9 protein-coding genes and 2 pseudogenes are annotated in these 12,940 nt (G+C 71.1%); 5 read left to right on the top strand and 6 right to left on the bottom strand.

The features are described 5' to 3' along the window. Positions 1 to 199: 199 nt before the first annotated feature. A complete protein-coding gene (locus ACWGJB_RS25845; RefSeq protein ID WP_453382474.1) occupies positions 200 to 817 on the bottom strand; it encodes a TetR/AcrR family transcriptional regulator in 618 nt (205 codons plus the stop codon). 174 nt (positions 818 to 991) lie between these two features. On the opposite strand from ACWGJB_RS25845, the gene ACWGJB_RS25840 reads away from it, so the two are divergent. From ACWGJB_RS25840 to ACWGJB_RS25820, 5 genes are all read left to right on the top strand, one after another. After that, complete coding sequence (locus ACWGJB_RS25840) at positions 992 to 2,665, top strand: MFS transporter (protein WP_453382473.1); 1,674 nt, start codon at positions 992 to 994, stop codon at positions 2,663 to 2,665. A 129-nt stretch (positions 2,666 to 2,794) separates the two neighbouring features. Next, positions 2,795 to 3,568 carry a DUF2127 domain-containing protein gene (locus ACWGJB_RS25835; protein WP_453382472.1) on the top strand — a complete coding sequence of 258 codons (774 nt, stop codon included), beginning with the start codon at positions 2,795 to 2,797 and terminating at the stop codon, positions 3,566 to 3,568. A gap of 29 nt (positions 3,569 to 3,597) precedes the next feature. Continuing rightward, positions 3,598 to 4,026, top strand: coding sequence for a MerR family transcriptional regulator (locus ACWGJB_RS25830; RefSeq protein WP_453382471.1), 429 nt, complete (start codon positions 3,598 to 3,600; stop codon positions 4,024 to 4,026). Further along, a complete protein-coding gene (gene trxA, locus ACWGJB_RS25825; RefSeq protein ID WP_453382470.1) occupies positions 4,023 to 4,358 on the top strand; it encodes a thioredoxin in 336 nt (111 codons plus the stop codon). The genes ACWGJB_RS25830 and trxA overlap by 4 nt, the downstream gene beginning before the upstream one ends. 180 nt (positions 4,359 to 4,538) lie before the next feature. After that, entirely contained in the window at positions 4,539 to 6,779 is a 2,241-nt protein-coding gene (locus ACWGJB_RS25820; RefSeq protein ID WP_453382683.1) for a HelD family protein, read from the top strand. Here the strand turns inward: ACWGJB_RS25820 and ACWGJB_RS25815 are convergent. From ACWGJB_RS25815 to ACWGJB_RS25795, 5 genes and pseudogenes are all read right to left on the bottom strand, one after another. After that, positions 6,754 to 7,044: pseudogene (locus tag ACWGJB_RS25815) on the bottom strand (alpha amylase C-terminal domain-containing protein); the annotation flags it as partial. The gene ACWGJB_RS25820 and the pseudogene ACWGJB_RS25815 overlap by 26 nt on opposite strands. A 17-nt stretch (positions 7,045 to 7,061) precedes the next feature. Then, a complete protein-coding gene (glgB, locus tag ACWGJB_RS25810; RefSeq protein ID WP_453382682.1) occupies positions 7,062 to 9,098 on the bottom strand; it encodes a 1,4-alpha-glucan branching protein GlgB in 2,037 nt (678 codons plus the stop codon). Positions 9,099 to 9,124: 26 nt separating this feature from the next. After that, positions 9,125 to 10,495, bottom strand: coding sequence for a maltokinase N-terminal cap-like domain-containing protein (locus ACWGJB_RS25805; RefSeq protein ID WP_453382469.1), 1,371 nt, complete (start codon positions 10,493 to 10,495; stop codon positions 9,125 to 9,127). A gap of 104 nt (positions 10,496 to 10,599) precedes the next feature. Next, entirely contained in the window at positions 10,600 to 12,297 is a 1,698-nt protein-coding gene (treS, locus tag ACWGJB_RS25800; RefSeq protein WP_453382468.1) for a maltose alpha-D-glucosyltransferase, read from the bottom strand. Beyond that, positions 12,294 to 12,940: pseudogene (locus ACWGJB_RS25795) on the bottom strand (alpha-1,4-glucan--maltose-1-phosphate maltosyltransferase); the annotation flags it as partial. The pseudogene ACWGJB_RS25795 and the gene treS, both read right to left, overlap by 4 nt.

Raw genomic sequence — 12,940 nt, 5'->3', positions numbered from 1 at the left:
ATGCCGAGGAACATCCCGTTGGGGTCGCGGGGCGCGCCCCCCGGGGGGGGGCCCCCAAACCTACCCGGCCGGCGCCCTTTGGGGGCGTAACCCACCGTGGGGACGCCGGCCCCCGCGTCACCGGGGGCGGGGCGTCCGGCCGAAGTCTCCGGGCGGCTGACAACTCCCCCCCGCTCAGCCGTCCGGAGCCGTACCCGGGCTAGTCGCTCAACTCGGCCACCAGCTCCGTGGCCCTGGAGGCGGGCACGCCCGCTGCCGTCAGTGCGCTGACCGCGGCGGAGCGGCCCGCCTCCTTCGCGTCGAGGAGGCCGTCGTTGACCGCCTCCATCACCGCGAACAGCAGCTGCTCGTGGACGTACGCCAGGGCCGGCGCCGGCAGCGGTGAGCTGAAGTCGCCCTCGTCGAGGCCGCGTTGCAGCAGCTCCACCTTCTTCTCGCGCAGGGGGGTGAGACGGTCGCGGATGCCCCGCATGGTGACCGTGCGCTGGGCGAGGCCGACCAGCAGCCGGTAGCGGTCGGCGATCTCCCAGATCGCGAGCACCGAGCGGGCCACCGCCTCCGCCGGGTTCGCCGTCTCCCGGCGGGCCCCCGCGTCCGCGGCGTCCAGCGCCTCCACCGCGCCGTCGACCAGCGTGCCGATCAGCGCCTCCCGGCTCGGGAAATGGCCGTACACGGTCCGTCGTACGACCCCTGCCGCGCGCGCGATCTGGTCCATCGAGGCGTCGGGGTCGCGCAGCAGCTCGGCGAGGGCGACGTCGAGGATGCGGCGCCGGTTCACGTCGGCGCGGGAGGGGTTACCCGTGGTCATGGCTGCCATTCTGCCTGCCCTGCAGCGGGGGTGCCGTCTCTCCGCAAGTGCTTCACCTCCTTCATTTGCACAGCGCTGTGCAGATCCCTTACATTGCACATGGTTGTGCAATTGCTCGTCCATGTGCAAGTTCGGTCCTGCACATCGGACGGCACCACACGCGTGAGGAAGGCGATCCCTGTCATGCGACTCGTCATGAAGGAACCGGTCGAGACGACGCAGCGGCCGTATCCGCGCCGCTGGTGGGCACTGCTGGTGCTCTGCCTGAGCCTGCTGATCATCGTGATGGCCAACACAGCCCTCACGGTGGCCGCGCCCGACATGACCACCGATCTCGGGCTCAGCAGTGCCGACCTGCAGTGGGTCATCGACGGCTACACCGTGCCGTATGCCGCCCTGATGCTGCTGCTCGGCGCGATCGGCGACAAGTACAGCCGCCGCGGCGCGCTGATCCTGGGCCTGGTGGTGTTCGGGAGCGGGGCCGTCTTCGGGTACCTCGCCGACAGCGCCGCGACCGTGATCGCGGCCCGTGCCGTGATGGGCACCGGCGCCGCGCTGATCATGCCGGCCACCCTCTCGCTGCTCGCCGCCACCTTCCCGCGCCACGAGCGGGCGAAGGCCATCACCCTGTGGACCGCCACCGCCGGGCTCGCCATCGCCGCCGGACCGGTGGTCGCCGGCGCCCTGCTGCGCGACCACGGCTGGTCCTCGACCTTCCTCATCAACGTGCCGATCGCGGCCGTCGCGATTGTCGGCGCCCTCGTCCTCGTACCGCCGTCCAGGGCCGGTCACCACGACCGCATCGACTACGTCGGCGGGCTGCTCTCCGTGCTCTGGATCGGCTCGCTGGTCTACATGATCATCGAGGGGCCGCACTTCGGCTGGGGCGTCAAGGCGGTCACCGCGGCCGTGGTCGCGGGCGCCGGCCTCGTCGCCTTCGTCCTGTGGGAACTGCGCCATCCGCACCCGGTCCTGGACGTCCGCCGCTTCGCCCACCGCCGCTTCGCCGGCTCCAACCTCGCCGTCGCCCTGTTCTTCCTGGCCGTCTTCGGCGCCTTCTACTACCTCACACAGCACCTCCAGTTCGTCCTCGGCTACGACGCCCTCGGCACCGGCGTCCGCATGCTCCCGCTGGCCGGTGCGGTCTTCGCCGGGTCGGCCCTGACCGGCTGGCTCACCCCGCGCGTCGGCATGAAGTGGACGGTCACGGCGGGGATGATCGGCGGGACCACCGCACTCGCCCTGCTCACCCGGGTGGACGCCGCCTCGGGGTACGGGGACTTCGTGGCGCCCCTGATCATCCTCGGGCTGGCCATCGGCCTGGCGCTCTCGCCCTGTACGGACGCGATCATGGGGGCCTTCCCGGAGTCCGAACTGGGCGTCGGCGGCGCCGTCAACGACACCTCGCTGGAGCTCGGCGGCTCCCTCGGCATCGCCATCCTCGGCTCGCTGCTCGCCACCTCGTACGGGAGCCACCTCACCGACGCCACCAGCGGCAGCAAGCTGCCCGCGAGCGCCCTCGCCACCGCCCAGGACTCGGTCGGCGCCGGATACGCGGTCGCCCAGGGCATCGGCGAGCAGGCCCGGCGGACGGCCGTCCGGGCGGCCCGGGCCACCGACCCGCAGCAGGCCGCCCAGCTGAAGGCACAGGCACAGCAACTGGCCGGGGGCGCCCGGCAGATGGCGGACGCCGTCGGCTCCTCCTTCGCCGACGCGGTGGCCCACACCAGCCTGGTCGGCGCGGTGATCCTGGGCATCGGGACCGTGCTGGTGGCGGTGCTGCTGCCGGGGCGCGAGAAGGCCGAAGCGGAGGCTCAGGCCGAGGAGCGGGAGCTGTTGGACAGCGGGGCACGCTGACCCCTGACCGCCACTTGTCAGCCGTATCCACTAACGTGCCGTTCCTGTTCGACCGGAACTTCGACCGAAGCGTCGACCGGGACTTCGACCGGAACGGCACGTCGGCACGGCTGCATGGAGGCACGGGGGATGAAGATCGACTGGGACCGCCGGCACTGCGCGCGCAAGGGGCATGTGACCTATGCCCCCGACGACCCGCAGCTGCGGGTACGGCTGCACGCCCGGACCGCGGTCGGGGAGGCCTGGCGCTGTCTGCGCTGCGGCGACTTCGCGCTCGGCGAGCCGCACGGCTCGGGCCCGGCGGCGGACGCCCCGCTGGTGCCGCGCGGGAAGGTGCTGCGCGACCTGTTCATCCTGCGCTTCCTGGCGATCGAGCGGGCCGTGCGCGGGGTGTTCATCGTGCTGGTCGCGGTCGCGGTGTGGAAGTTCAGCAACAGCCAGGACGCGGTGCGCCGGCTCTTCAACGAGTACCTGGACACCTTCCGGCCGGTCTTCAAGCACTTCCACTACGACCTCGACCACTCACCGGTCGTCGGCTCCATACAGAAGGCCTTCGGCTACAAGCACTCCACGCTGCTGCTGGTGGCCGTGCTGCTGCTGGCGTACGCGCTGATCGAACTCGTCGAGGCGGTCGGGCTCTGGTACGCCAAGCGCTGGGCGGAGTACCTGACGGTGGTCGCCACGGCCGCCTTTCTGCCACTGGAGATCTACGAACTCACCGAGAGGGTCAGCTATCTGAAGATCGCCACCCTGGTGCTGAACATTCTCGCGGTGCTCTACATCGCCCTCGCCAAGCGGCTGTTCGGGCTGCGCGGCGGGCGCCGGGCCTTCGACGAGGAGCGGCACAGCGCCTCCCTGCTGGAGGTCGAGGAATCCGCGGGGGTGCAGCCGAGCTTGCCTTGACGTCGGCGTCAAGGCCTACCGTCGTAGACATGCGAATCGGCGAGCTGGCCGCACGGGCCGGTACCACCACGCGCACCCTGCGGTACTACGAGGCGCGCGGGCTGCTGCCCGCGCGGCGTTCCGACAACGGCCACCGGACCTACGACGAGAGCGATCTGAAGCTGCTCACGCAGATCCGGACGCTCCAGGACTTCGGGTTCGAGCTGGAGGAGACCCGGCCGTTCGTGGAGTGCCTGCGGGCCGGGCACCCGGAGGGCGACACCTGTCCGGCGTCGCTCGCGGTCTACCGGCGCAAGCTGGCGGAGCTGGACTCGCTCATCGGCGAGCTGCAGGCCGTGCGGACCGAGGTCGGCGTCCAGCTGGAGCGGGCCGAGCGGGCACGGGCCGTGCTGGCCGCCGAGGCGGAGGTTCCGGGTGGTCCGGAACCGGTGTGCGAGCTGGGAGGGGATGGCGGATGACCAAGGCGGCGGGTGTGGCCGAGGTGACGGACGCGGACTTCGCGGCGGAGGTGATCGGGGCGGACGGGCCGGTGCTGGTGGAGTTCACCGCGAACTGGTGCCCGCCGTGCCGGCAGATGGCGCCGGTGCTCACGGCCCTCGCGGCGGAGGAGGGCGAGCGGCTGAAGGTGGTCCAGCTGGACGTGGACCACAATCCGGAGACGACGAACGCCTACAAGGTGCTGTCGATGCCGACGTTCATGGTGTTCCGGGACGGCGAGCCGGTGAAGTCGATGGTGGGCGCCCGGCCCAAGCGGCGGCTCCTGGAGGAGCTGTCCGACGTGCTGCTCTGAACCGACCGTTGATACGAAGAATCCCCCGAGCAATTGCGCTCGGGGGATTTCTTTGCGTATATTCAAGAGTTCGTGACTTCAGGTCGATGATGAAATCGATTCAGTCACGAAGAAGTTCAGTGGGCACAGTATATCCGGGCGGGAGCGGAATTGTCAAACACCGAATTTCCGGACGATGAATTGCGGCACGAGCAGGAATTCATCGACGGACTGTACGCACGGGTGGACGCGCTGCGCGACGACACCGAGGACTCGGTCGCGGACGCCCTCTCCCTCGGCGACAAGCCGATGCAGGCCCGACTGGAGCGGGACATCCTGGTCGCCGAGCGGTCCGGGCTGCTCGCCGCGCTGAACGCCGTGGACGGCTCGCTCTGCTTCGGCCGGATCGACCTGACCTCCGGCACCAAGCACCACATCGGCCGGATCGGACTGCGCCGGGACGACGCCGAGCGCACACCGCTCCTCATCGACTGGCGCGCCGCGGTCGCCCGACCCTTCTACCTGGCCACCGGCCACACCCCGATGGGCCTGCGCCGCCGCCGGCACATCGCCACCGACGGCCGCAAGGTCGCCTCCCTGCACGACGAGATCCTCGACCTCGGCGACCAGGAGCGCACCGGCCACGAGGACCCGTCCGGCGACGCGGTGCTGCTCGCCGCCCTCAACTCGGCCCGCACCGGCCGGATGAGCGACATCGTGCAGACCATCCAGGCCGAGCAGGACGAGATCATCCGGGCGCCGCACCGCGGCATCCTGGTCGTCGAGGGCGGGCCGGGCACCGGCAAGACCGCGGTCGCCCTGCACCGGGCCGCCTATCTCCTCTACGAACACCGCGAACTGCTCGCCAAGCGGGCCGTGCTCATCGTCGGCCCCAACCCCGCCTTCCTCGGCTACATCGGCGAGGTACTGCCCTCGCTCGGCGAGACCGGCGTGCTGCTGGCGACCGTCGGCGAGCTGTACCCCGGGGTGAAGGCCACGGCGGCCGACACCCCCGAGGCGGCCGCGGTGAAGGGCCGCGCGGACATGGCCGACGTGCTCGCCGCCGTCGTACGCGACCGGCAGGCGCTGCCCGACCCGGTCATCACCGTCGAGCACGACCGCGAGGTGCTGATGCTCGACGACGGCCTGGTGAACATGGCCCGCGAGCGCACCCGCGCCGCCGATCTCCCGCACAACGTGGCCCGTGAGTACTTCGAGGGCCACATCCTCAACACCCTCACCGAGCTGTACGCCGAGCGGGTCGGCACCGACCCCTTCGACGGCAGCAGCCTGCTGGACGCCTCCGACATCACCCAGATCCGCGACGAACTCGCCGAGAACCCCGAGGTCTGGTCCGCCGTCGACCAGCTGTGGCCGCGGGTGACCCCGCAGCGCCTGGTCGCCGACTTCCTCGCCGCCCCCGAGGGGTACCTCGGCGCCGAGGACGCGGCCGCGATCCGCCGCCCGGTCACCCGGTCCTGGACGGTCTCGGACGTCCCCCTGCTCGACGAGGCGGCCGAACTGCTGGGTGTCGACGAACGGGTCGCCCGGGCCCGCGCCGAACGCGAGCGCGAGACCCAGATCGCCTATGCGCAGGGCGTCCTCGACGTCTCCTACGCCTCCCGGACCTACGAGTTCGACGACAAGGAGGACAGCGATCCCGATGCCTCGGAGGTCCTGTCCGCGCACGACATCATCGACGCCGAACGCTTCGCCGAACGCCACGAGGAGGAGGACTTCCGCAGCGCGGCCGAACGCGCGGCGGCCGACCGCACCTGGGCCTTCGGGCACATCATCGTCGACGAGGCGCAGGAGCTGTCGCCGATGGCCTGGCGGCTGCTGATGCGGCGCAGCCCGACCCGCTCCATGACCCTGGTCGGCGACCCCGCCCAGACCGCGGAGGCGGCGGGCGTGGGCTCCTGGTCGAAGATCCTCGAACCGTATGTCGAGGACCGCTGGGACCACACCCGTCTCGGCGTCAACTACCGCACCCCGTCGGAGATCATGGACCTCGCCGCGGCCGTGGTCCGCGCCGAGAACCCGGACTTCGAGCCCCCGAGCTCGGTCCGCTCGACGGGCGTGAGCCCGTGGATCCGGCAGGCCCACGACGACCTCCCCGGCGCCGTGGAGAAGGCGGTGGCCGAACTCACCCCCGCCGAAGGCCGCCTGGCGGTGATCGCCCCACGCGACCTGCACCGCACCCTCGCCACCCGCCTGGCCGGCGTCACGTCCGGCACCGAACCCGACCTGACCCAGGCGGTCGTACTCCTGGACCCGCGCCAGGCCAAGGGCCTGGAGTTCGACTCGGTCCTGGTGGTCGAACCGGGCCGCTACGGCACCAGCGACCTGTACGTGGCGCTGACCCGGGCCACCCAGCGACTGGGCGTACTGCACACCGGGCCGCTGCCGGACGGGCTCAGGCAGGCCGCAGCCACACCGTAGCCAGCGGAGGCAGGGTCAGGCGGATGCTCGTGGGGCGGCCGTGGGACGGTTGGTGCTCCGGCTTCACCGGGTCGGGGTTGGTGATGCCGCTGCCGCCGTACCCGGCCGCGTCCGTGTTGACCATCTCGTGCCAGGCGGGGATCTCGTCCGGGACGCCCAGGCGGTAGTCGGCGCGGACCACCGGGGCGAGGTGGGTGACCGCGAGCAGCGGGGCGCCCTCGGCGTCGTACCTCAGGAACGCGAAGACGTTGTCCTCGGCCGCGGGGGGGGGGGGGGGGGCGCTCAGCGCGCACACCGGTGGGCGCGGGCACGCTGGCGCGCGCGGGGGGGGGGGAGGGGGGGTGGGGGGGGGCGGGGGCGGCGGCGCGCGCCGGGGGCGGCCCCGGGGGCGAGACCCCCCCCCCCGGCCTCCGGGCCGCGCGCCCCGGCGCCCCCCCCCCCCCGCGCCCCCCCCCCCACGGAGGTGTCCCGCTGCCAGAGGGCCGGGGTCGCGCGGTAGCCGGTGTTGAGGTCGCGGACCAGGTCGCGGACGCCCCGGTGGTCGGCCTCGGCGCCGTAGGCCGGGTCCAGCAGCCACCAGTCCGGGCCGTGCACCTCGGACCACTCCGCGCCCTGGGCGAACTCCTGGCCCATGAAGAGGAGCTGCTTGCCGGGGTGGGCCCACATGAAGGCCAGGTAGGCGCGGAGGTTGGCGCGCTGCTGCCACCAGTCGCCGGGCATCTTGGAGACCAGCGAGCGTTTGCCGTGCACGACCTCGTCGTGGGAGATGGGCAGCACGTAGTTCTCGCTGTACGCGTACACCATCGAGAAGGTCATCTCGTGGTGGTGGTACTTGCGGTGGACCGGCTCGTGGGACATGTACTCCAGCGAGTCGTGCATCCAGCCCATGTTCCACTTCAGTCCGAACCCGAGCCCTCCGGTGTCGGTGGGGCGGGTCACGCCCTCCCAGGCCGTCGACTCCTCGGCGATCGTCACCACACCCGGCACCCGCCGGTAGACCGTCGCGTTCATCTCCTGCAGGAACGCGACCGCGTCCAGGTTCTCCCGGCCGCCGTGCTCGTTCGGCGTCCACTGGCCCGGCTCGCGCGAGTAGTCCAGGTAGAGCATCGAGGCGACCGCGTCCACCCGCAGCCCGTCTATGTGGAACTCCTCGCACCAGTACAGCGCGTTGGCCACCAGGAAGTTGCGCACCTCCCGGCGCCCGAAGTCGAACTCCAGGGTGCCCCAGTCCGGGTGGGCCGCCCGCAGCGGATCCGAGTGCTCGTACAGCGGCCGCCCGTCGAACTCCGCCAGCGCCCAGTCGTCCCGCGGGAAGTGGGCCGGCACCCAGTCCATCAGCACCCCGATGCCGGCCCGGTGCAGGGCGTCCACCAGGTACTTGAAGTCGTCGGGGGTGCCGAGGCGGGCCGTGGGGGCGTAGAAGCCGGTGACCTGGTAGCCCCAGGAGCCGCCGAAGGGATGCTCGGCCACCGGCATCAGCTCGACATGCGTGAAGCCCAGGTCGCTGACGTAGCGCGGCAGTTGCTCGGCCAGTTCGCGGTAGGTCAGACCGGGGCGCCAGGACGGCAGGTGCACCTCGTAGACCGAGAAGGGGGCCTCGTGCACGGGGGTGTCGGCCCGGTGCGTCATCCACTCCTCGTCGGTCCACTCGTGGTGGGACGTGTGGACGATCGACGACGTGCTGGGCGGGGCCTCGGTCCGCCGGGCCAGCGGGTCGGCGCGCAGGGTGTGCGAGCCGTCCGGGCGGGTGATGTCGAACTTGTACAGCTCGCCCGCGCCGATGCCCGGCACGAACAGCTCCCAGATCCCGGAGGAGCCGAGCGAGCGCATCGGATACCCGGTGCCGTCCCAGAAGTTGAAACCGCCGGCCAGCCGGACGCCCCGCGCGTTCGGCGCCCACACCGAGAAGCGGGTGCCGGACACGCCCTGGTGGGTCATGGGGTGCGCGCCCAGCGCCTCCCACAGCCGCTCGTGCCGGCCCTCGCCGAGCAGATGCAGGTCCAGCTCGCCCAGGGTGGGCAGGAAGCGGTACGCGTCCTCGGACTCCTGGACCGTCCCCTCGTACTCCACCAGCAGCCGGTAGACCGGCACGTCGGAGAGGGGGAGCAGGACGGAGAAGAAGCCGTCGCCGTCGTCGTGGAGGCCGGTCCGCAGATCCGGGCCGGCGACCACCGTCACCGCGCGGGCGTACGGGCGGAACACCCGCACGGCTATCCCGCCGCCCGGCACCGGATGGGCGCCCAGGACCGAATGTGGGTCGTGGTGCGTGCCGAGCAGCAGCCGATCGCGGTCCTCGGCGGCTACGGAAACGGACTTCATGGAGGTCACGGACGGGTCTCCCGGGATCAGGTCGAGTCGGAGGTGGCGAGGCGGTGGACGGCCGACAGGGGCACGGGAAGCCAGTCCGGGCGGTGCCGGGCCTCGTAGACGACCTCGTAGACGGCCTTGTCGGTCTCGTAGGCCCGCAGCAGCACGGGGTCGGTACGGGGGTCGACGCCGGTGATCTCGGCGTATCCGGAGCAGTACGCCGCCCGGCACAGCTGCGCCCAGGCGCGGGCCGGCGGGGTCACCGAGTGGGCCGCGTAGTCGAAGGAGCGCAGCATGCCGGCGATGTCCCGCACCGGCGGCTGCGGCATCCGGCGCTCGGCCAGCGGGCGGGCCGGCTCGCCCTCGAAGTCGATCAGGGACCACTCCCCGGACGGCGAGCGCAGGCACTGCCCCAGGTGCAGATCGCCGTGCACCCGCTGGGCGGTCCAGGTGCGGCCCTCGGCGGCCAGGCCGGCCAGCGCCTCGTAGGCCGAGCGCAGCCCGTCCTCGTACGGTCGTAGCGCCGGCACCGCCTGGACGGCCGCCGCCAGCCGCTCGGTCATGCCGGCGACCATCGACTCCAGCTGGCTGTGCCCGAGGGTGACGGTCGGCAGCGCCCGGGCCAGCGCGGTGTGCACCTCGGCGGTGGCCCGCCCCAGCGCCCGCGCGTCCGCCGCGAAGTCCTCGGCCTTGGCCAGCTCGCGCAGCGCCAGCTCCCAGCCGTCGGTCGCGCCGCGTACGAAGGGCTGGAGGACGGCGAGGACGTACGACTCCCCGGCCAGTTCCGCCCGCAGCCAGGCCGTCGGGGCGGGCACCCGGGCGCAGCCCTCGCGGGCCAGGGCCAGGGGTATCTCCAGGTCGGGGTTGACGCCGGGCACGACGCGCCGCAGGAGCTTTAGGATGAACGTATCTCCGTAGACGACCGAGGAGTTGGACTGCTCGGCGGTCAGGAGCCGGGCCACCAGCCCGTCGCGTATCTCAGAACCGGGGCCGCGTTCGAAGGACAGTCCGCCGATGCGGGCCCGGGTGCGCAGGGCCTCCAGGAGCAGCTCGGCGGGCCGGGGGTCGTACAGGGCGTCGTACACCGTGCGTCCGGGCAGCGGGCCGTCGGTGAGGTGGCCGATCAGCGCGGGCGCCAGCCGGGGTGGCAGCGCCTCGCGCGTGCCTATGAGCAGCTGGTAGCAGTCGCCGGCCTCGGCGGGGGCGGGCGGCTGTTCGGCGCGGACCAGCAGATGGTGCAGGCCCAGCCTGCTGTCCGACGGCAGGAGTTCGGTCTCGGCCACCGTGGCGAAGCCGGTGACCGGACTGCCCTTGCCCGCGAACCAGCGCTGCCGGGGCAGCCATTCGCGCAGGAGGGGATCGAGCGAGGCGAGGAGAGGGGGCGTGGAGGGGGTGACCGTTTCCGCCATGGCGGGTACGTCCTTTCCCCGGTCGTCGGGGGCGTTAGTGATGCGTGCCCCGGGCGGGCCGGAGGAAACCGCCGCCGCCCGGGGTGGACTATGCCTGGTTCCGGTTACCCGTCCGCGCGCAGTCGGAACCAGTAGAAGCCGTGTCCCGCCAGGGTCAGCAGGTACGGCAGCTCGCCGACGGCCGGGAACCGCACCCCGCCGAACAGCTCCACCGGATGCCGGCCGTTGAAGCGCCGCAGGTCCAGCTCGGTGGGTTGGGCGAACCGGGAGAAGTTGTGCACACAGAGGACGAGATCGTCCTCGTACTCCCGCAGGAACGCGATCACCGCCGGGTTCGACGACTGGAGTTCGGTATAGGACCCCAGTCCGAAGGCAGGATTCTGCTTGCGGATCTCGATCATCCGGCGCGTCCAGTGCAGCAGCGAGGACGGCGAGGACATCGAGGCCTCGACGTTGGTGACCTGGTAGCCGTAGACCGGGTCCATGATGGTCGGCAGGTACAGGCGCCCCGGGTCGCAGGAGGAGAAGCCGGCGTTGCGGTCCGGAGTCCACTGCATGGGGGTGCGGACGGCGTCCCGGTCGCCGAGCCAGATGTTGTCGCCCATGCCGATCTCGTCGCCGTAGTAGAGGATCGGCGAGCCGGGCAGGGAGAGCAGCAGGGCGGTGAAGAGCTCGATCTGGTTGCGGTCGTTGTCGAGGAGTGTGGCGAGCCGCCGGCGGATGCCGATGTTGGCGCGCATACGCGGGTCTTTCGCGTACTCGGCCCACATGTAGTCGCGTTCCTCGTCGGTGACCATCTCGAGGGTGAGCTCGTCGTGGTTGCGCAGGAAGATGCCCCACTGGCAGCCGGAGGGGATGGCCGGGGTCTTGGCGAGGATCTCGGAGACGGGGTAGCGGGACTCCCGGCGCACCGCCATGAAGATCCGCGGCATCACCGGGAAGTGGAACGCCATGTGGCACTCGTCGCCACCGCTGCGGTAGTCGCCGAAGTAGTCGACGACGTCCTCCGGCCACTGGTTCGCCTCCGCCAGCAGCACGGTGTCCGGGTACTGGGTGTCGATCTCCTTGCGCACCCGCTTCAGGAAGTCGTGGGTGGCGGGCAGGTTCTCGCAGTTGGTGCCCTCGCGCTGGTAGAGATACGGCACCGCGTCCAGCCGGAAGCCGTCGATGCCCAGGTCCAGCCAGAACTTCAGCGCGGAGAGGATCTCCTCCTGGACGGCCGGGTTCTCGTAGTTGAGGTCCGGCTGGTGGGAGAAGAAGCGGTGCCAGAAGTACTGCTTGCGGACCGGGTCGTAGGTCCAGTTGGACGCCTCGGTGTCGACGAAGATGATCCGCGCGTCCTGGTACTGCTTGTCGTCGTCCGCCCAGACGTAGTAGTCGCCGTACGGCCCGTCGGGGTCCTTGCGCGACTCCTGGAACCACGGGTGCTGGTCGCTGGTGTGGTTCATGACGAAGTCGATGATCACGCGCATGCCGCGCTGGTGGGCGGCGTCGACGAAGTCCACGAAGTCGGCGAGGTCACCGAACTCGGGGAGTACCGCCGTGTAGTCGGAGACGTCGTAACCACCGTCCCGCAGCGGGGACTTGAAGAAGGGCGGCAGCCAGAGGCAGTCGACACCGAGCCACTGCAGATAGTCGAGCTTCGCCGTCAGGCCCTTCAGGTCGCCGATGCCGTCACCGTTGCTGTCCTGGAAGGAACGGACGAGGACCTCGTAGAAGACGGCGCGTTTGAACCAGTCGGGGTCGCGGTCCTTGGCGGGCGTGTCCTCGAAGGTGTCCTGGACGGGTTCGTTGACGATCATGTTGTGGGTGACCCTCCGATCCGCGGGGACGGTCGCAGAACCGTGAAGATATGCGCGGGTCGTCGACCCGGTTCCAGGCGCACATAGTTGGCCCTGCCCCAGTTGAAGGTTTCACCGGTGAGCTCGTCGCGCACCGGTACCGACTCGTGCCAGTTCAGGCCGAGTTGCGGCATGTCCAACGAGACCGTGGCCTCCTGGGTGTGGTGGGGGTCGAGGTTGGCGACCACCAGAACCGTGTTCGATCCGCTCCGCTTGCTGTAGACGATCACCGCGTCCTGGTCGGCGTGGTGGAAGTGGAGATCGCGCAGCTGTTGCAGGGCCGGACTGCTGCGCCGGACGGTGTTGAGGCGGGTGACGAGGGGTGCGATGCCCTCGGTGTCGGCGCGGGTCCAGTCGCGGGGTTTGAGCTGGTACTTCTCGGAGTCGAGGTACTCCTCACCGCCTTCTTTGAGGGGGGTGTTCTCGCAGAGTTCGTAGCCGCTGTAGATGCCCCAGGTGGGGGAGAGGGTGGCGGCGAGCACGGCGCGGACCTCGAAGGCCGGGCGGCCGCCGTGCTGGAGGTAGGCGTGCAGGATGTCCGGGGTGTTGGCGAAGAAGTTCGGCCGCATCCAGGCGGCCGACTCGCCGGACAGCTCCGTCAGAT

Source organism: Streptomyces sp. NPDC054813 (genome assembly GCF_053611365.1).
Note: the sequence above shows the minus strand (reverse complement) of the source record. Positions and strands in the feature narration are given on the sequence as shown.

Bases quoted from the DNA above. Each gene is read 5' to 3' on its own strand.
- glgB (WP_453382682.1), bottom strand. From the start codon at position 9,098: ATGAAGTCCGTTTCCGTAGCCGCCGAGGACCGCGATCGGCTGCTGCTC.
- ACWGJB_RS25845 (WP_453382474.1), bottom strand. From the start codon at position 817: ATGGCAGCCATGACCACGGGTAACCCCTCCCGCGCCGACGTGAACCGG.
- trxA (WP_453382470.1), top strand. From the start codon at position 4,023: ATGACCAAGGCGGCGGGTGTGGCCGAGGTGACGGACGCGGACTTCGCG.
- ACWGJB_RS25830 (WP_453382471.1), top strand. From the start codon at position 3,598: ATGCGAATCGGCGAGCTGGCCGCACGGGCCGGTACCACCACGCGCACC.
- ACWGJB_RS25805 (WP_453382469.1), bottom strand. From the start codon at position 10,495: ATGGCGGAAACGGTCACCCCCTCCACGCCCCCTCTCCTCGCCTCGCTC.
- treS (WP_453382468.1), bottom strand. From the start codon at position 12,297: ATGATCGTCAACGAACCCGTCCAGGACACCTTCGAGGACACGCCCGCC.
- ACWGJB_RS25840 (WP_453382473.1), top strand. From the start codon at position 992: ATGCGACTCGTCATGAAGGAACCGGTCGAGACGACGCAGCGGCCGTAT.
- ACWGJB_RS25835 (WP_453382472.1), top strand. From the start codon at position 2,795: ATGAAGATCGACTGGGACCGCCGGCACTGCGCGCGCAAGGGGCATGTG.